At 72.5% G+C, this 21417-nt stretch carries 21 protein-coding genes; 14 read left to right on the top strand and 7 right to left on the bottom strand.

Translation table 11 applies throughout. The features are described from left to right. Window positions 1-47: 47 nt before the first annotated feature. From ACYVDO_RS13585 to ACYVDO_RS13605, 5 genes are all read right to left on the bottom strand, one after another. A complete protein-coding gene (locus ACYVDO_RS13585; protein WP_460936869.1) occupies window positions 48-767 on the bottom strand; it encodes an ABC transporter ATP-binding protein in 720 nt (239 codons plus the stop codon). Continuing rightward, window positions 757-1665, bottom strand: a complete 909-nt coding sequence (locus ACYVDO_RS13590) for an ABC transporter ATP-binding protein (protein ID WP_460936727.1) — start codon at window positions 1663-1665, stop codon at window positions 757-759. Before ACYVDO_RS13590 ends, ACYVDO_RS13585 begins: the two co-directional genes overlap by 11 nt. Further along, window positions 1658-2794: a branched-chain amino acid ABC transporter permease gene (locus ACYVDO_RS13595; RefSeq protein ID WP_460936729.1), complete on the bottom strand. Its 1137-nt coding sequence runs from the start codon at window positions 2792-2794 to the stop codon at window positions 1658-1660. Before ACYVDO_RS13595 ends, ACYVDO_RS13590 begins: the two co-directional genes overlap by 8 nt. Continuing rightward, entirely contained in the window at window positions 2791-3777 is a 987-nt protein-coding gene (locus ACYVDO_RS13600) for a branched-chain amino acid ABC transporter permease (protein ID WP_460936731.1), read from the bottom strand. Before ACYVDO_RS13600 ends, ACYVDO_RS13595 begins: the two co-directional genes overlap by 4 nt. Window positions 3778-3912: 135 nt before the next feature. Beyond that, on the bottom strand, window positions 3913-5055 hold the full coding sequence (locus tag ACYVDO_RS13605; RefSeq protein ID WP_460936733.1) for a branched-chain amino acid ABC transporter substrate-binding protein: 1143 nt from the start codon (window positions 5053-5055) through the stop codon (window positions 3913-3915). 286 nt (window positions 5056-5341) lie between these two features. Between ACYVDO_RS13605 and ACYVDO_RS13610 the strand changes: the two genes are divergently transcribed. The 14 genes from ACYVDO_RS13610 to ACYVDO_RS13675 all read left to right on the top strand — a co-directional run bounded on the left by ACYVDO_RS13610 (window position 5342) and on the right by ACYVDO_RS13675 (window position 19263). Further along, window positions 5342-5797 carry a Rieske (2Fe-2S) protein gene (locus ACYVDO_RS13610; protein ID WP_460936735.1) on the top strand — a complete coding sequence of 152 codons (456 nt, stop codon included), beginning with the start codon at window positions 5342-5344 and terminating at the stop codon, window positions 5795-5797. 67 nt (window positions 5798-5864) lie between these two features. After that, window positions 5865-7844, top strand: coding sequence for an excinuclease ABC subunit UvrC (gene uvrC, locus ACYVDO_RS13615; protein ID WP_460936737.1), 1980 nt, complete (start codon window positions 5865-5867; stop codon window positions 7842-7844). Window positions 7845-7894: 50 nt separating this feature from the next. Further along, window positions 7895-8764, top strand: coding sequence for an RNase adapter RapZ (rapZ, locus tag ACYVDO_RS13620; protein ID WP_460936870.1), 870 nt, complete (start codon window positions 7895-7897; stop codon window positions 8762-8764). After that, window positions 8761-9711: a gluconeogenesis factor YvcK family protein gene (locus tag ACYVDO_RS13625; protein ID WP_460936739.1), complete on the top strand. Its 951-nt coding sequence runs from the start codon at window positions 8761-8763 to the stop codon at window positions 9709-9711. Before rapZ ends, ACYVDO_RS13625 begins: the two co-directional genes overlap by 4 nt. A gap of 22 nt (window positions 9712-9733) precedes the next feature. Continuing rightward, window positions 9734-10714 carry a DNA-binding protein WhiA gene (gene whiA, locus ACYVDO_RS13630; RefSeq protein WP_460936741.1) on the top strand — a complete coding sequence of 327 codons (981 nt, stop codon included), beginning with the start codon at window positions 9734-9736 and terminating at the stop codon, window positions 10712-10714. A gap of 2 nt (window positions 10715-10716) precedes the next feature. After that, the gene (locus ACYVDO_RS13635) at window positions 10717-11883 is read left to right on the top strand and encodes a nucleotide sugar dehydrogenase (RefSeq protein WP_460936743.1); all 1167 of its coding nucleotides are present in this window, start codon (window positions 10717-10719) and stop codon (window positions 11881-11883) included. 138 nt (window positions 11884-12021) lie between these two features. Further along, a complete protein-coding gene (gene gap, locus ACYVDO_RS13640; protein ID WP_460936745.1) occupies window positions 12022-13026 on the top strand; it encodes a type I glyceraldehyde-3-phosphate dehydrogenase in 1005 nt (334 codons plus the stop codon). A 37-nt stretch (window positions 13027-13063) separates the two neighbouring features. After that, on the top strand, window positions 13064-14287 hold the full coding sequence (locus ACYVDO_RS13645; RefSeq protein ID WP_460936747.1) for a phosphoglycerate kinase: 1224 nt from the start codon (window positions 13064-13066) through the stop codon (window positions 14285-14287). Continuing rightward, a complete protein-coding gene (gene tpiA / locus ACYVDO_RS13650; protein WP_460936749.1) occupies window positions 14287-15096 on the top strand; it encodes a triose-phosphate isomerase in 810 nt (269 codons plus the stop codon). The genes ACYVDO_RS13645 and tpiA overlap by 1 nt, the downstream gene beginning before the upstream one ends. A 76-nt stretch (window positions 15097-15172) precedes the next feature. Beyond that, window positions 15173-15418, top strand: a complete 246-nt coding sequence (gene secG / locus ACYVDO_RS13655; protein ID WP_460936751.1) for a preprotein translocase subunit SecG — start codon at window positions 15173-15175, stop codon at window positions 15416-15418. A gap of 22 nt (window positions 15419-15440) precedes the next feature. Next, window positions 15441-15791: an RNA polymerase-binding protein RbpA gene (locus tag ACYVDO_RS13660; RefSeq protein WP_316009085.1), complete on the top strand. Its 351-nt coding sequence runs from the start codon at window positions 15441-15443 to the stop codon at window positions 15789-15791. Between the two features lie 117 nt (window positions 15792-15908). Continuing rightward, entirely contained in the window at window positions 15909-17021 is a 1113-nt protein-coding gene (locus tag ACYVDO_RS13665) for an acyl-CoA dehydrogenase (RefSeq protein WP_460936754.1), read from the top strand. Next, window positions 17018-18487, top strand: coding sequence for a PIG-L family deacetylase (locus ACYVDO_RS13670; protein WP_460936756.1), 1470 nt, complete (start codon window positions 17018-17020; stop codon window positions 18485-18487). Before ACYVDO_RS13665 ends, ACYVDO_RS13670 begins: the two co-directional genes overlap by 4 nt. Then, window positions 18484-19263: a glycosyltransferase family 2 protein gene (locus ACYVDO_RS13675; protein WP_460936758.1), complete on the top strand. Its 780-nt coding sequence runs from the start codon at window positions 18484-18486 to the stop codon at window positions 19261-19263. Before ACYVDO_RS13670 ends, ACYVDO_RS13675 begins: the two co-directional genes overlap by 4 nt. 43 nt (window positions 19264-19306) lie before the next feature. Here ACYVDO_RS13675 and pgl read toward each other — a convergent pair whose 3' ends face one another. Continuing rightward, entirely contained in the window at window positions 19307-20050 is a 744-nt protein-coding gene (gene pgl, locus ACYVDO_RS13680) for a 6-phosphogluconolactonase (protein WP_460936759.1), read from the bottom strand. After that, window positions 20047-21345, bottom strand: coding sequence for a glucose-6-phosphate dehydrogenase assembly protein OpcA (gene opcA / locus ACYVDO_RS13685; RefSeq protein ID WP_460936761.1), 1299 nt, complete (start codon window positions 21343-21345; stop codon window positions 20047-20049). The genes pgl and opcA overlap by 4 nt, the downstream gene beginning before the upstream one ends. Window positions 21346-21417: the final 72 nt, after the last annotated feature.

Raw genomic sequence — 21417 nt, forward strand, 5'->3', positions numbered from 1 at the left:
CGGAGGCGAAACCTCCGGGGCCCGTCGTCGTGGTCGGTCGAGCGGGCCTAGATGTCGCCGCCGAGGTAGGCCGCCTTGACGGCCGGGTCGTTGGCCAGCTCCTGGCCGCTGCCCTCGCGGACGATCTCGCCGGTCTCGAGGATGTACGCCCGGTGCGCCCGTTTGAGCGCCTGCGCGGCGTTCTGCTCCACGAGCAGCACCGTGGTGCCCTGCTTGTTGATCTCGGTGATGATCTCGAAGATCTGCTGGATCAGCTTGGGCGCCAGCCCCATCGACGGCTCGTCGAGGAGCAGGAGCTTGGGTGAGGCCATTAGGGCCCGGCCGATGGCGAGCATCTGCTGCTCGCCACCCGACATGGTGCCCGCGACCTGGGTGCGGCGCTCCGCCAGCCGCGGGAAGAGCCCGAACACCCGGTCCAGGTCCTCGCGCACCTTGGGGGACTTGCGGTCCTTGCGGGCGTAGGCGCCCATGTCGAGGTTCTCGGTGACCGTCATGCCGACGAAGCAGCCACGCCCCTCGGGGGACTGGGCGATGCCCAGCACCGGCCGGTCGTGCGCCGGCATCGTGGTGATGTCCTGGCCCTGGAAGCGGATCGCGCCCGCCCGGACAGGCCGCAGACCGGACACGGTCTTCATCGTCGTCGTCTTGCCGGCGCCGTTGGCGCCGATGAGGGTGACGACCTCACCCTCGTCGACCCGGAAGGAGATGTTGCGGATGGCCTCGATCCGCCCGTAGTTGACGCAGAGGTCGTCGACCTCAAGAAGCATTCTCATCCACTCCCAGGTAGGCGGCGATGACCGCGGGGTTGTCCTGGATCTCCGCCGGCTTGCCCTCGGCGATCTTCTTGCCGAACTCGAGCACGACGATCCGGTCGGTGACGCCCATGACCAGCTTCATGTCGTGCTCGATGAGCAGCACGGTGTAGCCCTGGTCGCGGATCGACCGGATCAGGTCCATGAGCCGGGCCTTCTCGGCCGGGTTGAAGCCGGCGGCCGGCTCGTCGAGGCACAGCAGCTTGGGGTTGGTGGCCAGCGCGCGCGCGATCTCCAGGCGGCGCTGGTCGCCGTACGGCAGGTTGCGCGCGAGCTCGTCGGCCCGCTTCTCCAGGCCCATGAACTTGAGCAGCTCGTAGCCGCGGTCCATGCCCTCCTGCTCCTCGGCCCGGTGCTTGGGCAGGCGGAGCAGGGCGGTGCCCATGCCGGTCGAGTGGTGGGCGTCCGCGCCGACGAGGACGTTCTCGAGCGCGGTCATGTTGTGGAACAGGCGGATGTTCTGGAAGGTGCGCGCGATGCCCAGCTTGGTGATCTGGAACTTCTTGCGCTTGCCCAGGGGCTCGCCCATGAACCGGACGCCGCCCGAGGTGGGCTGGTAGACGCCGGTCATCACGTTGAAGCAGGTCGTCTTGCCGGCACCGTTGGGCCCGATGAGCCCGAGGATCTCGCCGGTGTCGATGTGGAACGAGACGCCGTCGAGGGCGGTGACGCCGCCGAAGCGCAGCGTCACGTCGTCGACCTCGAGCATCTTGCCCGCCGGGAGGTCGTGGACCTCGTCGACGGAGATGTCGACTGACGTGTCGGGGGTGGCCTCGGTGTCGGGTCCGAGGACGCTGTCGTCGTCCACCCGGGTGCCCTTGCGCAGCTCCGGGTCGGGGGCGGTGTCAGACACGAGCGACTCCTTCCGCGTCGATCTGGTCGGGGGCGACCTCGTCGGCCCGTTTCGCGCGGACCGAGCGCCGCGGGGGCAGCAGGCCCTGCGGCCGGAAGATCGCCAGGGCCATCAGGGCGAGGCCGAAGAGCAGGAAGCGGGCATCGGACAGGAAGCGGAACTTCTCCGGTGCCCAGGTGAGCAGTGCGGCGGCGACCACGACGCCCCAGCGGTTGCCCTGGCCACCGACCACGACCATCGCCACGAACAGCACCGAGTACAGGATGGTGAAGTTGTCCGGGTTGATGAACTGCTGCTTGGTGGCGAACAGCGCCCCCGACAGGCCACCGATGGCGGCACCGGTGGCGAACGCCAGCAGCTTGAACCGGAAGGTCGGCACGCCCATGAGCTCCGCGGCGTCCTCGTCCTCGCGCGTGGCCTCCCACGCCCGGCCGACCCGCGAGTTCTGCATCCGCCAGTCGAGGAACAGGACGATGAACACGAAGGTCAGCGCCAGCCAGTAGTAGGGCACCGAGTCGGTGACGCTGAACTCGAACGCCGTGCTGGTGTTGTCGAGGTTGAGCGTCGCGACGAGGCCGTTCCACTCCAGGTGGGGGAGCGAGAACAGGACCACGCTGGGCGGGGTCGGGATGTTCGAGATGCCCCGGTTGCCGTTGGTCAGGGTGTCGCCGTTGACCAGGATGAGCCGGACGATCTCACCGAAGCCGAGCGTGACGATGGCCAGGTAGTCGCCGCGGACCCGCAGGGTCGGGGCGCCGAGGATGATGCCGGAGATGAGCGTGACGACCATGGCCGCGGGGATGCACAGCAGCAGCGGGAGCTTGGCGTGCTGCGAGCCCAGGACGCCCACGGTGTAGGCGCCGATCGCGAAGAAGCCGATGTACCCGAGGTCGAGCAGGCCGGCATACCCGATGACGATGTTGAGCCCGATCGCCACCAGCGCGTACAACGCGCACAGGAACAGCACCGCACCGAAGTCGGAGTCCTGGGTCGTGATGAACGGCGGGTTGAGGATCGGCAGGAGGTAGACGACCACCACGAGCGCGAGGACGAGCACGATCCGGGCCCAGCGGGGCAGGGCGCGGTACCGGTCGCCGACGCCGGTGAGGAAGTGTCGAACGGCGTTCATGCGCGTGCCTTTCCGAGGGACTCGCCGAGCAGGCCGGTGGGCCGGAACAGCAGGATGACGACGAGGAGCGTGAACGCCACGACGTCCTTCCAGTTGGACCCGAAGATCGCGGAGCCGTAGCTCTCGGCGACGCCGAGGACGAAGCCACCGAGGAGCGCGCCGCGCAGGTTGCCGATGCCGCCGAGGACCGCTGCGGTGAACGCCTTGACGCCGAGCAGGAAGCCCGAGTTGTACCGGATCTGGCCGATCTTGATGAGGTACATCATCGCCGCCGCACCGGCCATGACGCCGCCGAGGACGAAGGTGAGGCGGATGACCCGGTCGCGGTTGACGCCCATGAGCGCGGCGGCCTCGGGGTCCTGGGCGACGGCCCGGATGCCGCGCCCGAGGCGTGAGCGCTTCACGAACTGGTCCAGCAGGACCATCATGACCAGGGCCGACCCGAGGACGATGAGGTCCTTGTTGGAGACCATGTAGTCGCCGATCCGGAACAGCCGGACGGTGTGGATCTGCAGCGGGAAGGGGGAGGCCTCGCGGGGCCGGCCGACGTAGTCACCGAGCTTGGTGTCCAGGCCGAGGGCCTTGAACGGCTTGTCGCGCAGGCCCAGGGCCTCCGACAGGGCGAACGAGGCGCCGATCGCCGAGATGAGCGCGATGAGCGGCGGCGAGTTCCGCTTGCGCAGCGGCCGGTAGGCGACGAACTCGAGGACGAGGGCGACCAGGGCCGACACCGCCATGGCGGCGGCGAAGCCGACCACGAGGAAACCTGCCACCCCGAGACCGGTCGCCTTGGTCGCGCCGAGGGCGAGCAGCACCCAGGTGGCGGCGAAACCGCCGTAGCTGAAGACCTCGGAGTGCGCGAAGTTGATCAGGCGCAGGACGCCGTAGACCAGCGTGTACCCGAGGGCCACGAGGGCGTAGACGGCCCCGAAGGCCAGTCCCGTGATGGTGAGTTCCCAGAAGTGGTTGAGCAGAAGATCCATCAGACCTCCGTGTGAGGGGGACCGGCGTGGGCTGGCGCGGGGGGAGGCGTCCGGCCCGGTCCCGGCGTCCGGGTGGGAACACGGTAGCGGCCAGGACCCTGGCTGAGGAGGGTCCTGGCCGCTACCAGTGCGTCGTTACTTGATTTCCTGGTCGGGCACGATCTTGCCGCCGGTCACCTTGTAGGCCCACACGGAGACCTCGGCCGGCTCGCCCTTGGCGTCGAACTTGATCTTCTTGGTCACGCCCTGCTTGTCGTAGGACGCGATGAAGGCGTTGACGTCGGCCGACGAGGTCTTGCCCGCCGCGATGGCGTCGAGGAAGACGTTCGCCGCGTCGTAGGCCTCGGCCGAGTAGGTGGCCGGGTCGGAGTTGTAGGCCTTCTTGTACGCGGCCGCGAACTCGGGCGCCTTGTCGGGCGGCAGGCACGGGCAGGTGAGGATGGAACCCTCGGCCGCCTGGCCGGCACCCTTGATGAAGCCGTCGTCCTTGACGCCATCGGCGGCGACGAAGGTGCCGGTGAAGCCACCGTCCTTGAGCTGCTTGACCAGCTTGGAGGCGTTGGAGTAGTAGCCGCCGTAGAAGAACGCGGTCGCGCCGGAGGCCTTCGCCTTGGTCACGGTGGGCGAGAAGTCGTCCTGCTTGCCGTCGGCCGCGGTCTCGTCGGTGCCGACCACGAGGGACCCGAGGTCCTTCTTGACGATGTCGGCGAGGCCCTTGCCGTACTCGGACGTGTCGTCGGAGACGAAGATCTTCTGCGCCTTGAGGATGTCCTTCATGTACTTCGCGGCCGCCGGGCCCTGCGTGGCGTCGTTGCCGAGCACGCGGTGGAAGGTCTTCCAGCCGTTCTCGGCCAGCGCCGGGTTGGTCGCGGAGGCCGAGATGATGTTCAGGCCCGCCTTGTCGAAGATCGGGTCGGCAGCCTTGGACTCACCCGAGAACGCAGGGCCGACGATGCCGACGAGCTTCTTGTCGGTGACGGCCTTCTGGGCCAGCCCCGGCGCGATGGCCGGGTCGCCCTGGGAGTCGAACGAGACGAGCGTGACCTTGCAGTCGGAGTGCTTGGCGTTGTACTGGTTGACGGCGAGCTCGGCACCGTTCTTGATGTTGATGCCGAGGTTGGCCGCGTCGCCGGTGAGGGCGCCGAAGAAGCCGACCTTGTAGTCACAGGCCTTGCCGCCGCCGCCGGCGGAGCTGGTGCCGCCGCTCGTGCCACCACAGGCACTCAGCGCGAGCGCGGCGGCAACCACCGGCGCGCCGATCTTGAAGACAGAACGCAAGACTCCTCCTGAAGTCAATCGTGCGTGCGGGTAGGCAGGCGCAACCCGCACCAGCCCCGGCTGGGGTTTGTGCAGACTATGCCTCGCGCAGTGGTGCCGGGGGGAGGTGCTTGGCGTCAGCGTGACCGTGTCGTTACCAGCCCGCGACCTGCCCGGGTGAACCCGCGGCCGCCCGGAGCCGTTGTCCCCGTGTCGGCAGGTCCACGCCGCCCCTTCACAGGGCGGACCGGCATACTCGGGCCTCCCGGCCGCGTCGACCCCGAAGCTGCTCCCGAAAGGTGACCCCATGACCCCGCCCGAAGAGCCCACCGGCACCGGTCCCACCCGACGCACGCTCCTGGCCGTCGCCGGGCTCGCCGGCGTCGGAGCAGCCGTCGCCGGGTGCAGCTCGGCCCAGGACGCCGCGAGCACGGTCGGGTCGGCGACGAGCGCGGTGAAGGACGCCGCGAAGAAGGCGATCGACAAGGCGAGCATCCCGGTGGGCGGCGGCCGGATCTTCACCGACCAGCAGGTCGTGGTGACCCAGCCCAAGGCCGGCGAGTTCAAGGCGTTCACCGCGGTGTGCACCCACCAGGGGTGCCTGGTGAACCAGGTCGAGAACAATGTCATCAGCTGCGGAGCCCCGTGCGGGCACGGCAGCCAGTACGACGCCGCGACCGGGCAGGTCAAGGTCGGACCGGCCCCGGCGCCGCTGGCCGAGAAGAAGCTCACCATCGGCACCGACGGCATCCACGTGAGCTGACGGCATCCCCGTGAGTTGACCCCGCCCGCCTGGCCGCACCGTCGGGGCGCCTCCATAGAGTGGAGCCGTGGCTGACCCGTCGACCTACCGTCCCGCTCCCGGCGAGATCCCGGTCGACCCGGGCGTCTACCGGTTCCGTGACCGCACGGGCCGGGTCGTCTACGTCGGCAAGGCGAAGTCGCTGCGGCCCCGGCTGTCCTCCTACTTCCAGGACCTCTCCCAGCTCCACCCGCGGACCCAGACCATGGTCACCACCGCGGCCAGCGTCGAGTGGACGGTGGTCTCCACCGAGGTCGAGGCCCTCCAGCTCGAGTACTCCTGGATCAAGGAGTTCGACCCGCGGTTCAACGTCAAGTACCGCGACGACAAGTCCTACCCGTACCTCGCGGTCACCCTGGGGGAGGAGTACCCCCGCGCCCAGGTGATGCGGGGGGCCAAGCGCAAGGGGACCCGGTACTTCGGCCCCTACGCCCACGCCTGGGCGATCCGGGAGACGCTCGACCTGCTGCTGCGGGTCTTCCCCGTGCGCACCTGCTCCTCAGGGGTGTTCAAGCGCGCCGGACAGGTGGGCCGGCCCTGCCTGCTCGGCTACATCGACAAGTGCTCGGCACCCTGCGTGGGCCGGGTGAGCGCGGAGGAGCACCGGCGCATCGCCGACGACTTCTGCGACTTCATGGGCGGTGACACCACCCGGTTCGTCAAGCGGCTCGAGCGCGAGATGGCGGCGGCGTCGCGCGAGCTCGAGTTCGAGCAGGCCGCCCGGCTGAGGGACGACCTCGTCGCGCTCGGCAAGGCGCTGGAGAAGTCGGCGGTGGTCCTGGGCGACGGCACCGACGCCGACGTCTTCGCCCTCGCCGAGGACGGGCTCGAGGTGGCGGTCCAGGTCTTCCACGTGCGCGGCGGCCGCATCCGCGGGCAGCGTGGCTGGGTGGCGGAGATGGATGCCGAGACGGTCCCCGAGGTCGTCGGACACCTGCTGCAGCAGGTGTACGGCGGGGAGACCGGCGAGGGCGTGCCCCGCGAGGTGCTCGTCCCGGTCCTGCCCGAGGACGACGACGCGGTGGCCGAGTGGCTCGGCGCCCTCCGGGGTTCCGGCGTGCAGCTCCGCGTCCCGCAGCGGGGGGACAAGCGCACCCTGCTCGACACCGTCCGGCGCAACGCCGAGCAGTCGCTGGCGCGGCACAAGCTCGCCCGGGCCGGCGACCTCACCGCGCGCAGCCAGGCCCTCCAGGAGCTGCAGGAGACGCTCGAGCTCGCCGACGCGCCGCTGCGGATCGAGTGCTTCGACATCAGCCACATCCAGGGCTCACAGGTCGTCGGCTCGATGGTGGTGTTCGAGGACGGCCTGGCCCGCAAGTCCGAGTACCGCCGGTTCGTCGTCCGCGGCGAGCAGGTCGACGACACCGCGGCGATGGACGAGGTCCTCACCCGCCGGTTCCAGCGCTACCTCGAGGAGCGGGACACCTCCTCGGACGTCGAGCTCGGCCCCGACCCCGAGGCCGGTCCCGAGCGGATCGACCCCGACACCGGCCGGCCGAAGAAGTTCGCGTACCCGCCCAACCTCGTCGTGGTCGACGGCGGGCTGCCGCAGGTCAACGCGGCCTGTGCCGCCCTCGAGCGCCTGGGCATCGACGACGTCGCCGTCGTCGGGCTCGCCAAGCGGCTCGAGGAGGTGTGGGTCCCCGGTCAGGACCACCCCGTGATCCTGCCCCGGACCAGCGAGGGCCTCTACCTGCTGCAGCGCGTGCGCGACGAGGCGCACCGGTTCGCCATCACCTTCCACCGCCAGCGCAGGTCCAAGGCCATGACCGCCAGCGCCCTCGACGGCATACCCGGACTGGGGGAGTCCCGGCGCAAGGCGCTGCTGCGGCACTTCGGCTCGGTGAAGAAGGTCCGCGCGGCCACCGCCGAGGAGCTGCAGGCCGTTTCCGGCATCGGGCCTGCGCTGGCCGCCACGATTGCGGCAGAGTTGTCCTCGGAGGGTTCGCCCGCACCCGCGGTGAACCTCATGACCGGTGAGATCGTCGACGACGAGGTGCAGCAGTGAGTGGTGGCGCGCAGGACGCGCAGGGGCCCGGCAGCTCGACCACTCCCGGTCTGCGGGACAACGAGCTCGTCATCGTCACCGGCATGTCCGGTGCGGGGCGGACCACCGCGGCCAACGTCCTCGAGGACTCCGGTTGGTACGTCATCGACAACCTGCCGCCCCACCTTCTGGTTCCGCTGGTCGAGCTGACCCACTCGAACCACCGTGCGGCCGACCTGCCCCGGCTGGCCGCCGTCGTCGACGTCCGGGCCCGGGGCTTCTTCGCCCACCTGCAGACGGCCCTGAACGAGCTCAGCGCGCGGGGCTGGCAGCCGAGCGTCGTCTTCCTCGACGCCACCGACGAGGCGCTCGTGCGCCGGTTCGAGTCGGTGCGCCGCCCGCACCCGCTGCAGGGCGAGGGCCGCCTGCTCGACGGCATCACCCGCGAGCGCCAGCTGCTGGCCGAGCTGCGGGCCCGGGCCGACGTCGTCATCGACACCTCGGGCCTCAACGTCCACCAGCTGGCGAAGAAGGTCCAACCCGTCTTCTCGGCCGACCGCGCCCCCAAGCTGCGGATCGCGCTGATGTCGTTCGGGTTCAAGTACGGCGTCCCCCTCGATGCCGACTTCGTGTTCGACATGCGCTTCCTGCCCAACCCCTTCTGGATCCCCGAGCTGCGGCCGTTCACCGGCCAGGACCCGCAGGTGGCGGAGTACGTCATGCGCCAGCCGGGCGCCGAGGAGTTCCTCGACCGGGTCGTGGACCTCATGGAGCCGGTCAAAGCCGGCTACCTGCGCGAGGGCCGGCGCTACGTCACGCTCGCCGTGGGCTGCACCGGCGGCAAGCACCGCTCGGTCGCCACGGCCGAGGCGCTGCGGCGGCGCCTGGGCAGCCCCGAGATCGCCACCTTCGTGGTCCACCGCGACCTGGGGCAGGAGTGAGCGGACGCGCGGTCGTCGCCCTGGGCGGCGGCCACGGCCTCGCCGCGTCGCTGGAGGCGCTCAAGCTCGTCACCGACGACATCACCGCGGTCGTGACCGTCGCCGACAACGGCGGCTCGTCCGGGCGGCTCCGGGAGGAGTTCGGGGTGCTCCCGCCGGGCGACCTGCGGATGGCCGTCACCGCCCTGTGCGACGACACCGAGTGGGGCCACACCTGGCGCGACGTCCTGCAGCACCGGTTCCAGGGCGACGGGCCGCTCAACGGCCACGCCCTGGGCAACCTGCTCATCACCGCCCTGTGGGACCTGCACGACGACCCGGTCACGGGGCTCGACCTCGTCGGGCGGCTGCTCAACGCCCGGGGCCGGGTCCTGCCCATGGCGGCGGTGCCCCTCGAGATCACCGCGCAGGTCGCGGGCCTGGACCCCGCGCACCCGGACGCCGTCACGGCGCTGCGCGGCCAGGTGGCCGTGGCCAAGACCCGGGGCACGGTGCGCAGCATCGCCCTCGAGCCGGCCGACCCGCCGGCGGCGCCCGCCACCGTCGAGGCCGTGCGCGAGGCCGACTGGGTGATCCTGGGCCCCGGCTCCTGGTTCACCTCGGTCATGCCCCACCTCATGGTGCCGGCCCTGCGCGACGCCCTGCACGACACGGCGGCCCGCCGCTGCCTCACCCTCAACCTCGAGCACTCCGGGGAGACGGCCGGGATCTCCGCCGCCGGGCAGCTCGAGGTGCTCGCCGAGCACGCGCCGCGGATGCGGTTCGACGTCGTCCTCGCCGACCCGGGCGCGGTCGACGACGAGGTGCGGCTGCGGGCCACCGCGAGCCGGCTCGGGGCCGAGCTGGTGCTCGCGCCGGTCGCTCGGCGGGGAGCGCCGGGGCAGCATGACTCGCTGCGCCTCGCTGCGGCGTATCGTGACGTCTTCGGTTCCAGGGGCGCGGCATGAGCGAGATGGGCAGGATGAGCGGATGGCGATGACGGCACGGGTCAAGGACGAGCTGAGCAGGCTGGACGTGACCAAGCCCTGCTGCCGCAAGTCCGAGGTTGCTGCCACGCTCCGGTTCGCCGGCGGACTGCACATCGTCGGTGGGCGGATCGTCGTGGAGGCCGAGCTCGACACCGCGAACGCCGCGCGCCGCCTGCGCAAGAGCATCGGCGATCTCTACGGCCACCCGTCGGAGGTCCTCGTCCTCGCCGCGGGCGGGCTGCGCAAGGGCAGCCGCTACGTCGTGCGCGTCGTCCAGGACGGCGAGGCGCTGGCCCGGCAGACGGGGCTGATCGACTCGCGCGGGCGCCCTGTCCGCGGCCTTCCCCCGAAGGTCGTGAGCGCGTCCTCGTGCGACGCCGAGGCCGCCTGGCGTGGGGCGTTCCTGGCCCACGGCTCGCTCACGGAGCCGGGCCGCTCGTCGGCCCTGGAGGTCACCTGCCCAGGGCCCGAGGCCGCGCTCGCGCTCGTGGGGGCTGCCCGCCGCCTGGGCATCTCGGCCAAGGCGCGCGAGGTCCGCGGCGTCGACCGCGTCGTCATCCGCGACGGCGACGCCATCGGCGCGATGCTGACCCGCCTCGGCGCGCACGAGGCCGTCCTGGCCTGGGAGGAGCGCCGGATGCGGCGCGAGGTCCGGGCGACCGCCAACCGGCTGGCCAACTTCGACGACGCCAACCTGCGCCGCTCGGCCCGCGCCGCGGTGGCCGCCGGGGCGCGCGTGCACCGGGCGATGGAGATCCTCGGCGAGGACATCCCCGACCACCTGCGGGAGGCGGGCGAGCTGCGGCTGGAGCACAAGCAGGCCTCGCTCGAGGAGCTCGGCCAGCTGGCCCAGCCGCCGATGACCAAGGACGCCGTCGCCGGGCGGATCCGCCGGCTGCTGGCGATGGCCGACAAGCGCGCCGAGGACCTCGGCATCCCCGGCACCGACGCGAACCTCACCCCCGACATGCTGGAGGCCTGACCGTGCGGGTCGCCGTCGTCGGCACCGGCTACGTCGGCCTCTCGATCGCCGTCCTGCTGTCGGGGGAGCACGACGTCGTCGCGCTCGACATCGACGCGGAGCGGGTCGAGCGGTTGCGCCGCGGCCACAGCCCGATCGTCGACGCCGACATCGAGCGCCGGCTCGGGCGCGGGGGGCTGCGGCTGTCGTTCACGACCGACCCGCAGGAGGCGTATGCCGGGGCCGAGTTCGTGGTCGTCGCCACCCCCACCGACTACGACCCGGTGACCAACTACTTCGACACCTCGACGGTCGAGCAGGTCGCCGCGCAGGCGGCCCGCCTCAACCCCCGGGCCACGCTCGTCGTGAAGTCCACGGTGCCCGTCGGCTTCACCCGCGGCCTCTCGGCCCGGCTGGGGGTGCCGGTCGTGTTCAGCCCCGAGTTCCTCCGCGAGGGCAAGGCGTTGTGGGACAGCCTGCACCCCACCCGGATCGTCGTCGGCGACCGCGGGGAGCGGGGCAAGGCCTTCGCCGAGCTGCTGCGCGGCGCCGCCGAGGAGCCGGACGTGCCGGTGCTGCTCACGGACAGCACCGAGGCCGAGGCGATCAAGCTGTTCGCGAACACCTACCTCGCGATGCGGGTCGCCTTCTTCAACGAGCTCGACACCTTCGCCCTCACCCACGGCCTGGACACGCGCCAGATCATCGAGGGCGTCGGCCTGGACCCCCGGATCGGGCCGGGGTACAACAACCCGTCCTTCGGCTACGGCGGCTACTGCCTGCCCAAGGACACCAAGCAGCTGCTGGCCAACTACCAGGACGTCCCGCAGAGCCTCATCGAGGCGATCGTGTCGGCCAACACGACCCGGAAGGACTTCATCGCCACGGACGTCCTGCGGCGGCGACCGCGGGTCGTCGGGATCCACCGGCTCATCATGAAGTCGGGCTCGGACAACTTCCGGTCCAGCAGCGTGCAGGGGATCATGAAGCGGATCAAGGCCAAGGGTGTCGAGGTCGTCGTCTACGAGCCGGCACTCGAGGACGACCACTTCTTCGGCTCCCGGGTGGTGCGCGACCTCGAGGAGTTCACCGCCGTGTCCGACGTCATCGTGGCCAACCGCATGGTGCCCGAGCTCGAGCAGGTTGCCGAGAAGGTCTACACGCGCGACCTCTTCGGCGGCGACAGCTGACGCCATGGGCCCGCCCGGGTTACCAGCCCGTACGCCGGACCGCCCTGTGCGGCGCCGGACCCAGCCGATAGGGTCGGGAGCGAAGCAAGAGTGCCGCGAGGACGCGGCACACCACCCCGTCTCGAAGGGCAGTGAACCGTGACCGTTCGCGTTGGTATCAACGGCTTCGGCCGCATCGGCCGCAACTTCTACCGCGCCGTGCAGGCCTCCGGCGCCGACATCGAGGTCGTCGCCGTCAACGACCTCACCGACAACGCCACCCTGGCGCACCTGCTCAAGTACGACTCGATCCTCGGCCGCTTCGACGGTGACGTCACCTCGACCGACACCGACATCACGGCGGGCGGGAAGACCTTCAAGGCGTTCGCCGAGCGCGACCCGAACAACCTCAAGTGGGGCGAGCTCGGGGCCGACGTCGTCATCGAGTCGACCGGCATCTTCACCGACGCCACCAAGGCGAAGGTCCACCTCGACAACGGCGCCAAGAAGGTCATCATCTCCGCGCCGGCCAAGAACGAGGACGTCACGATCGTGCTCGGCGTCAACGACTCCGACTACGACCCGGCCAACCACCACATCATCTCCAACGCGTCCTGCACGACGAACTGCCTCGGCCCGATGGCCAAGGCGCTCAACGACTCCGTGGGCATCGTCAAGGGCCTCATGACGACGATCCACGCGTACACCCAGGACCAGAACCTCCAGGACGGGCCGCACAAGGACCTGCGTCGCGCCCGCGCCGCGGCGCTCAACATCGTGCCGACCTCCACCGGCGCGGCGAAGGCCATCGGCCTGGTGCTGCCCGAGCTCAAGGGCAAGCTCGACGGGTTCGCGCTGCGCGTCCCGATCGCGACCGGCTCGGCGACCGACCTCACCTTCGAGGCGTCCCGCGAGGTGACGGCCGAGGAGGTCAACGCCGCGGTGAAGGCCGCCGCCGAGGGCCCGCTCAAGGGCATCCTGCGCTACACCGAGGACGAGATCGTCTCCAAGGACATCGAGACCGACCCCGCGTCGTGCATCTTCGACGCCGGCCTCACCAAGGTGATCGGCAACCAGGTCAAGGTCATCGGCTGGTACGACAACGAGTGGGGCTACTCCAACCGCCTCGCCGACCTCACCCTGCTCGTCGGCACCCAGCTCTGACGCGCCGGGTGACCCCACCGATACGGAGCTGGTCCTGATGCGTGCCATCGCCGACCTGGGCGACCTGCGCGGCAAGCGCGTGCTCGTCCGGTCCGACCTCAACGTCCCCCTCGACGGGACCACGATCACCGACGACGGACGGATCCGCGCCTCGGTGCCCACCATCACGGCCCTGTCCGAGGCGGGCGCGCGCGTCGTCGTGTGCGCCCACCTCGGCCGGCCCAAGGGGGCCCCCGAGGAGCGGTACTCGCTGCGCCCGGTGGCGGCGCGCCTCGGCGAGCTGCTCGGTCGCGACGTCGCGTTCGCGACCGACACGGTGGGGGAGAGCGCCCGGGCCGCGGTCGACGCCGCGCAGGACGGCGACGTCGTGCTCCTGGAGAACCTCCGCTTCAACCCCGGCGAGACGGCCAAGACCGACGAGGAGCGGGCCGAGTTCGCCCAGGCCCTGGCCGGCCTCGCCGACGCCTACGTCTCCGACGGCTTCGGGGTGGTGCACCGCAAGCAGGCGTCCGTCTACGACGTCGCCCGCCTCCTGCCGGCGGCCGTCGGCGGCCTGGTCGAGACCGAGGTCGGCGTGCTGCGCCGGCTCACCGGGGACCCCGAGCGGCCGTATGCCGTGGTGCTAGGCGGCGCGAAGGTGTCCGACAAGCTCGGCGTCATCGACAACCTGCTGCAGACGGCAGACCGGCTGCTCATCGGGGGCGGCATGGTCTTCACCTTCCTGAAGGCCCAGGACTACGAGGTCGGCACCTCGCTGCTCGAGGCCGACCAGGTCGAGACCGTCAGGGGCTACCTCGACCGGGCGAAGGAGCGCGGCGTCGAGATCGTGCTGCCCGTCGACATCGTGGCCGCCACCGCGTTCTCGGCCGACGCCGACCACGAGGTCGTCCCGGCCGGGGCCATCCCGGCCGACCGGATGGGCCTGGACATCGGGCCCGAGTCCGGCGTGCTGTTCGCCGAGAAGCTCGAGGGCTGCCGCACCGTCTTCTGGAACGGCCCGATGGGCGCGTTCGAGATGGAGCCGTATGCCGCGGGGACGGCTGCCGTCGCCAAGGCCCTCGTCGAGCTCACCGAGGAGGGCGCGCTGACCGTCGTGGGCGGTGGCGACTCCGCCGCCGCCGTGCGCCGGCTCGGCTTCACCGACGACCAGTTCGGCCACATCTCCACCGGTGGCGGGGCGAGCCTGGAGTACCTCGAGGGCAAGGAGCTCCCGGGGCTGACCGTCCTGGACGAGCAGGATACGCAGGAGGACGCCGGCTGATGGCCGCGAAGACGACCACCGGTCGCACGCCGCTCATGGCGGGCAACTGGAAGATGAACCTCGACCACCTCCAGGCCACGCACCTCGTGCAGAAGCTGGACTGGACCCTGCGCGACGGCAAGCACGACTTCGGTGCCGTCGAGGTGGCGGTGCTGCCGCCGTTCACCGACATCCGCTCGGTCCAGACGCTCATCGACGGCGACCGGCTCGAGCTGCGCCACGGAGCGCAGGACCTCTCCCAGCACGACAGCGGGGCCTACACCGGCGAGGTGTCGGGCGCGTTCCTGGCCAAGCTCGGGTGCACCTACGTCGTCGTCGGGCACTGCGAGCGGCGCCAGTACCACCACGAGACGGACGAGGTCGTGGCCGCGAAGGTCAAGGCCGCCTTCCGGCACGGGCTCACGCCCATCTTCTGCGTCGGCGAGCCGCTCGAGGTGCGCCAGCCGGGGGAGCACGTCGACCACGTGCTCGCCCAGCTCGAGGCCGGGCTGGACGGGGTGCCGGCGGAGCACGCGCGGACGGTGGTCGTGGCATACGAGCCGGTCTGGGCGATCGGCACCGGTGAGGTGGCCACCCCGCAGGACGCGCAGGAGGTCTGCGCGGCCATCCGGACCAAGCTGGCCGAGCTCTACTCCGGCGACCTCGCCGACGGCGTGCGGATCCTCTACGGCGGCTCGGTCAAGGCCGGCAACGTCGCGGCGATCATGGCGCAGGAGGACGTCGACGGAGCCCTCGTGGGAGGGGCGTCGACGGACCCGGCCGAGTTCGCTTCGATCTGCCGCTACCGGGACCACCTGGCGACTGCGTGACCCGCGAGCAGGTATCCTGACCGCTGCTGCCGAAACGGGCAGCGCATGACGACGTCGACTCGAAGATGGGTGCTCCGTGGAAGCCGTGCGCATCGGCCTGCAGGTCCTGCTGGTTCTCGGTGGTCTGTTCCTGACCCTGCTGATCCTGCTGCACAAGGGCAAGGGCGGCGGCCTGTCGGACATGTTCGGCGGCGGCATGTCCACCTCGCTGGGCTCCTCGTCGGTGGCCGAGCGCAACCTCGACCGCTTCACGATCGCCGTTGGCCTCGTGTGGTTCGCGTGCATCGTGGGCCTCGGTCTCATCGAACGCTTCTCCAGCTGATCCCGGAAGGACGACTCGACCCATGGCAGGTGGCAACGCAATCCGCGGCAGCCGTGTCGGTGCTGGCCCGATGGGCGAGGCCGAGCGCGGCGAGGCCGCTCCCCGCGTCTTCGTCTCGTACTGGTGCGCGAACGGCCACCAGACCCGGCCCAGCTTCGCCGAGGAGCCCGGGCTGGCGGTCCCCGAGACCTGGGACTGCCCGCGCTGCGGCTTCCCGGCCGGCCAGGACGAGGCCAACCCGCCGGCCCCGCCGAAGGTCGAGCCCTACAAGACCCACCTCGCGTACGTGAAGGAGCGGCGCTCCGACGCCGACGGCAAGGCCATCCTCGAGGAGGCCCTGGCCACGCTGCGCGACCGCAAGCTCATCCAGTAGCGGCAGGCCGCTGCACCGACGGCGCCCCGGGACCCGCGTCCCGGGGCGCCGTCGTGCGTGCACCCCGTGCACCCCTGCTCACCTGCGGGTTCGTCCCGGGCGTGATGGGGTGGGGTGGTGCCTTCCGCGACCGACCCGCCCGCGCCCGCCGCCCCCGTCCCCCCGCGCGAGCCGGCGGTGACACCGGTCCGGCTCGAGCCCGACGGCGGTCACGGGAACGGCGCAGGAGCCAAGGAGGGCGAGCTGCTCGCCACCGCGGCGTCGGCGGCGGGTGATGTCGAGGCCTCGCTCGGGCTCGCGCGTCGCCTCGGTGCCGTGCTGCCCGGACCGGGGGAGGGGCGCACGGACCGGCTGTGGTCGGCCCTGGCCAGCCTCGGCGCGCTGGACCTCACCACCGCCCGGGTGGTCGAGCCGCACCTCGACGCCCTGGCCATCCTCGGGCAGGCCGGCGTGGCCCCGGCCGCGCCCCGGGACGGTTCGACGTGGGGGGTGTTCGCCGCCGAGGGGCCCGGGGTGCGGCTCGAGGCGACCGGCAGCGACGACGGCGGCTGGCGGCTCGACGGCGTGAAGCCGTGGTGCTCGCTGGCGGACCGCCTGAGCCACGCGGTCGTGACGGCCCACACCGCACCGGGGTCCAGGCGCGCGTTCGCGGTCGACCTGCGGGACCCCGGAGTGTCCGGCGCCGGCGGGAGCTGGGTGGCCCGTGGCCTGCGCGACGTGCCCAGCCTGGCGCTGCGGTTCGAGTCGGTGCCGGCGACGCCCGTGGGGCCGGACGACTGGTACCTGACGCGTCCCGGCTTCGCCTGGGGCGGGATCGGCGTGGCGGCCTGCTGGTACGGAGGCGGGGTCGGGCTGGCCCGGACCCTGCTCGCGGCCGGCCGCAGCCGGCCGCCAGACCAGGTGGCGCTCATGCACCTCGGCGCGGTCGACACCGCGCTGCACGCAGCCCGTGCGGTCCTGCACGAGGCGGCCCGGTCGGTCGACTCCGGTGCGGCCACCGGTGCGACCGGAGCGCTGCTCGCCGCGCGGGTGCGGGGCGTCGTCGTGGACGCGGTGGAGCAGGTCCTGGCCCACGGGGCCCACGCGCTCGGCCCGGGGCCGCTCACGGCGGACGCGGCGCACGCCGCCCGGGTCGCCGACCTGCAGGTGTACGTGCGGCAGCACCACGCCGAACGCGACCAGGCGGTCCTCGGCGGGCTGCTGCTCGGTGAGGACGGGCCGGCCCGATGAGGACGCAGGCCCGAGGCGAGGCCGAGGCTCCGGCGTTCGACCACCGTGACCCCGGGACGCACGAGTCGCAGTGGGTGGCGGCCCTTCCGTGGGCGTGGGTCCGGCGGACCCGACCCGCAGGGCTGCTCGAGGGCGTCGACCGCCTCGTCGTCGTCGCCGCCCACCCCGACGACGAGACGCTGGGCTGCGCCGGCCTGGTGGCCGCCGCGGGCGCGGCAGGGGTGCCGGTGGAGGTCGTCGTGGCGACCATGGGGGAGGCCTCCCACCCCGACTCGACGACCCACACGCCGGCCCAGCTGGCGGCCCGTCGCGAGGACGAGGTCCGTCACGCGGTGCGGGACGTGGCGCCGGACGCGCAGCTCGACCTGCTCCACCTGCCGGACGGCCGGCTCGCCTCGCGCGAGGCGGCCCTGGCGGCAGCCCTGGCCGTGCGCGTCACCGGACCCGCGACGCTGGTCCTGGCTCCGTGGCGCCGCGACGGGCACGCCGACCACGAGGCCGCGGGCCGCGTGGCCGCGCGGGTGGTGGCGGCGGCGGGGGCCCGGCTGCTGGAGTACCCGGTGTGGCTCTGGCACTGGGGCCACCCGCTCTCCGCGCCCTGGGACCAGCTCCTGGCCGTCGACCTCGAGCCCCGGCAGGTGGTGGCGAAGCGCAGTGCCCTCGCCCTGCACGCCTCCCAGACCAGGGCGCTGTCCGACCTGCCCGGTGACGAGGCGCTGCTCGGACCGCACGTGCTCGCGCACTTCGACCGCCCCTTCGAGACCTACGTGCAAGCGGGGGTCGCCGCAGCGGCCCCGGACGCCACCCGCGCCGCGTCCGGGGGCAGCGGGGAGGGGCACGTGGACGACGACCGGGACGGTGCGGACCCCCGGGACGCCGTCTTCGACGGCATGTTCGGGGACAGCGAGGACCCCTGGGACGTCGACACGTCGTGGTACGAGCGGCGCAAGCGGGCGGCCACCCTCGCCGCCCCGCTCACCGAACGGCTCGGGCGGGTCCTGGAGGTCGGGTGCTCGACGGGCGTGCTCACCGCCGAGCTGGCCGCGCGGGCCGAGTCGGTGCTCGCGCTGGACGTCAGCACCGAGGCGTTGCGCAGGGCCGCGAAACGGCTGGGCCCCCGGGGCGACCGGGTCGAGCTGCGCCGGGCCAGGGTGCCGCGCGACTGGCCCGAAGGCCGGTTCGACCTGGTCGTCCTGTCCGAGGTCGGCTACTTCTGGACCCCCGAGGAGCTCTCGGGGGTCGTCGAGCGGATCCCCTCGTCCCTGGCTCCCGGCGGCACGGTCCTGCTCTGCGACTGGCGGTACCCGGTGGAGGGGTGGCCGCTCGACGGCGAGGACGTGCACGCAGCGGTGCGCGCCGTCGCCGGGCTCGAGGTGCTCGTCCGGCACGAGGAGCAGGACTTCCTCGTGGAGCTGCTCGGAGCGCCCGGCACGCCCACGCCGGCGCGCCGGGAGGGCAGGGCGTGAGCACGGGCGCCGCCGAGCGCCTCGGGACGGCCCCGGCCCCGACGGGGCGGGTCGGGACGGTCGCCGTCGTCGTCCCCGCCCGCGACGAGGAGGAGCTGCTGCCGGCCTGCCTCGACAGCATCGACTTGGCACGCGCCGAGCTGCAGGCCTGGCGCCCGGACACCCACGTGACCGTGCTGGTGGTGCTCGACCGGTGCACCGACGGCACCGCCGCCGTCGTCGCGGCGCGTCGGGGGGTGCGTGCCCTGTCGTCCGACGCGGGCGTCGTGGGGGCGGTCCGCGCTGCCGGCGCGGCCGCGGTGCTCCAGGGGACGCCGGCCGCTCTCCTGCGGCACACGTGGCTCGCCTGTACCGACGCGGACACCACCGTGCCCCGCCACTGGCTCCGACGCCAGGTCGAGCTGGCGGAGGCCGGGGCGGAGCTCGTCCTCGGCACGGTGGAGCCGGCCGGCCTGCCGGGTGAGCTGCGATCCCGCTGGTGGGCGCGCCACACCCTGGGCGAGGGCCACCCGCACGTGCACGGCGCGAACCTGGGGGTCAGGGGCGACGCCTACGCGGCGGCGGGCGGCTTCCCGTCACTGGGCGTGGACGAGGACGTGCACCTCGTCGCGGCCCTGCGTGCTGCAGGCCGGCGCTGCGTCGCCACGGACACGACCCGCGTGCGGACGTCCGCGCGAGGCACGGGACGGGTGGCCGAGGGCGGGTTCGCCGGCTACCTGCGGCGGCTCGCGGTGGAGCTCGGTGTCGCGGACGCCGAGCCACTCGCGGGGACCTGACCAGCCGCCGCGACCGTCGACCGGGAGGAGGCGCCCGGCCCCGTCAGCTGCTGCGTCGGGACTCGAGCGCGGACGCGGCGTCCACGTCCACGAGCCACAGCGTCTCGGTGGACCCGTGCACCTGCGCGGCCGAGGACCGGTCCGGTCCCGCGCCCTCCACGCCGTTGCGCACGGCCTCGGCCTTGTCCGTGCCCGCGACGAGGAACCACACCCGCTCGGAACGGTTGAGGCACTCGAACGTCAGGGAGACCCGGTCCGGCGGGGGCTTGGGGGAGCCGTGGACGGCGACTGCGATGACCCCGGTGGTCTGCTGGGCCGGGTGGCCGGGGAACAGCGACGCGACGTGACCGTCGGGTCCCACCCCCAGGATCATCACGTCGAACTCGCCGGCCCCCGTCGCGCGCACGGTGGCGGCATACTCCTCGGCGCTCTGCTCCGCCGACTCGGAGGCGTCCGGCCCCGGGACGCGGTGGACGCGCTCGGGGTCCAGCCCGAGCCCGCTGAGGCCCGCCTCGTCGTTCTGGGTGTCGTTGCGGTCCGGGTCGCCGGAGGGCAGGTAGCGCTCGTCGCCCCACCAGATGGACACGGACGACCAGTCGACGGCGTCACGCGCCGGGAGGGCCGCGAGCGAGGCGATGATCGCCGAGCCCATCGAGCCGCCGGTCAGCGACACCTGGGGCACCCGCCCACGGGACTGGACGTCGACGAGGGCCGTGACCAGCCGGGCCGCGGCGGCGTCGGCCAACGCCTGCTGGGACGGGTGGACGACGACGCGGGTCCCGGTCATGACGCAGCCTCCTCGGCCTTGCTCCTGCTGGTGGTCTTCGCCTGGGTGGTCGCCGCCTTCGTGCGCGCGGCCGCGGCCTTCGCCTTGGCACCGGCCACCTTGGCACCGGCCACCTTGGTGGCCGCCGCCTTCGTGCCAGCCGCCTTCGTGGTCGCCGGGGTGGTCGCGCCGTCACCGCCCTCGCGCGTGGACGCGAGCTTGCGGGCGGCGGCGTCGCGCACGGCGGTGTCGTCCGCCCGCTCCGCCGGCGGGGAAGCACTGACCATCTGCGCGCTGCCCGCGTGCGAGTTGGCGCGGGCGATCCTGCGGGACTCGCGCTCGGCCTCCTTGACCGAGGGCGCCTCGCCCTCGCGGACCGCCTCGCTCGCCGTGACCGACTTGGTCCCGACCCGCGCCAGGCCCTTGCTGATCGTCTCCTCGTAGATCTCGTCGGGGTCGAGCCGCCGCAGCTCGTCGGCGAGGCACTCGGCCGTCCCCCGACGCGCGAGGGAGATCCGGCGCACCGGCTGCCCGGGCTGGCTCAGCGTCGCGATGACCCCGTCGGGGCGGACGAGGTCCACGGCGCCGCTGCGCCGGTCCAGGCGCACGCTCACCAGGCCGGTGCCCGCACGGGTCCTGGCCCGCTGCACGGGGCAGCGCAGCGTCTGCGCCAGCCAGGCGGCGAGCAGGTCGGTGGAGGGCGAGTCCGAGCCACCCGTCACCGTCGCCTCGAGCACCGGCTCGAACGGCGCCTGGTCGAGCGCCGCGGCGAGCAGCCCGCGCCACAGGGTGATCCGGGTCCAGGCCAGGTCGGTGTCGCCCTTGGTGTAGGTCCTCGCGCGGTTCTTCAGCGTGGCCCGCGGGTTCTTCGACTCGGCGGCGTCGGTGATCCGGCGCTGCGCCATCTCGCCGATGGGGTCGGCGGCGACGTCGGTCGGGGCGTCCTTGGGCCACCAGGCCACGACGGGGGAGTCGGGCAGCAGGAGCGGGATGACCACGCTGCGGCCGTGCTGGGTCAGCGCGCCGTAGAGCCGGAGCACGACGACCTCGCTGGCGCCGGCGTCGCCGCCGACCCGGATCTGGGCGTCGATGCGGGACTGGCCGCGCCGGTTGCCCAGGACCACGGCGATGATGCGGCAGGGGTGCTGCCGGCTCGCGTCGTTGGCGGCCTCGATGGCCTCCTCGGCATCCTTCTCGTCCACGACGATGAGCAGCGTGAGGACGCGGCCGAGGGCCATCGCCCCGGTGTCCTGGCGCAGGGCGACCAGCTTCTTGCTGATCGCCACCGTCGTGGTGCTGGGCAGGTCGACGATCACCGGGGTCCCCGTTCAGTATCGGAGGAGCGCAGCGGGGAGGGTCCCACGCTCTGCGTGGGTGAACTGAATGGG

Source organism: Phycicoccus ginsengisoli (assembly GCF_054779295.1).

What these genes read in the sequence shown, in the direction of transcription:
- tpiA (WP_460936749.1), top strand. Translation starts at nt 14,287, where the DNA reads ATGGCCGCGAAGACGACCACCGGTCGCACGCCGCTCATGGCGGGCAAC.
- ACYVDO_RS13600 (WP_460936731.1), bottom strand. Translation starts at nt 3,777, where the DNA reads ATGGATCTTCTGCTCAACCACTTCTGGGAACTCACCATCACGGGACTG.
- ACYVDO_RS13660 (WP_316009085.1), top strand. Translation starts at nt 15,441, where the DNA reads ATGGCAGGTGGCAACGCAATCCGCGGCAGCCGTGTCGGTGCTGGCCCG.
- ACYVDO_RS13645 (WP_460936747.1), top strand. Translation starts at nt 13,064, where the DNA reads ATGCGTGCCATCGCCGACCTGGGCGACCTGCGCGGCAAGCGCGTGCTC.
- ACYVDO_RS13595 (WP_460936729.1), bottom strand. Translation starts at nt 2,794, where the DNA reads ATGAACGCCGTTCGACACTTCCTCACCGGCGTCGGCGACCGGTACCGC.
- ACYVDO_RS13670 (WP_460936756.1), top strand. Translation starts at nt 17,018, where the DNA reads ATGAGGACGCAGGCCCGAGGCGAGGCCGAGGCTCCGGCGTTCGACCAC.
- whiA (WP_460936741.1), top strand. Translation starts at nt 9,734, where the DNA reads ATGGCGATGACGGCACGGGTCAAGGACGAGCTGAGCAGGCTGGACGTG.
- pgl (WP_460936759.1), bottom strand. Translation starts at nt 20,050, where the DNA reads ATGACCGGGACCCGCGTCGTCGTCCACCCGTCCCAGCAGGCGTTGGCC.
- ACYVDO_RS13610 (WP_460936735.1), top strand. Translation starts at nt 5,342, where the DNA reads ATGACCCCGCCCGAAGAGCCCACCGGCACCGGTCCCACCCGACGCACG.
- ACYVDO_RS13585 (WP_460936869.1), bottom strand. Translation starts at nt 767, where the DNA reads ATGCTTCTTGAGGTCGACGACCTCTGCGTCAACTACGGGCGGATCGAG.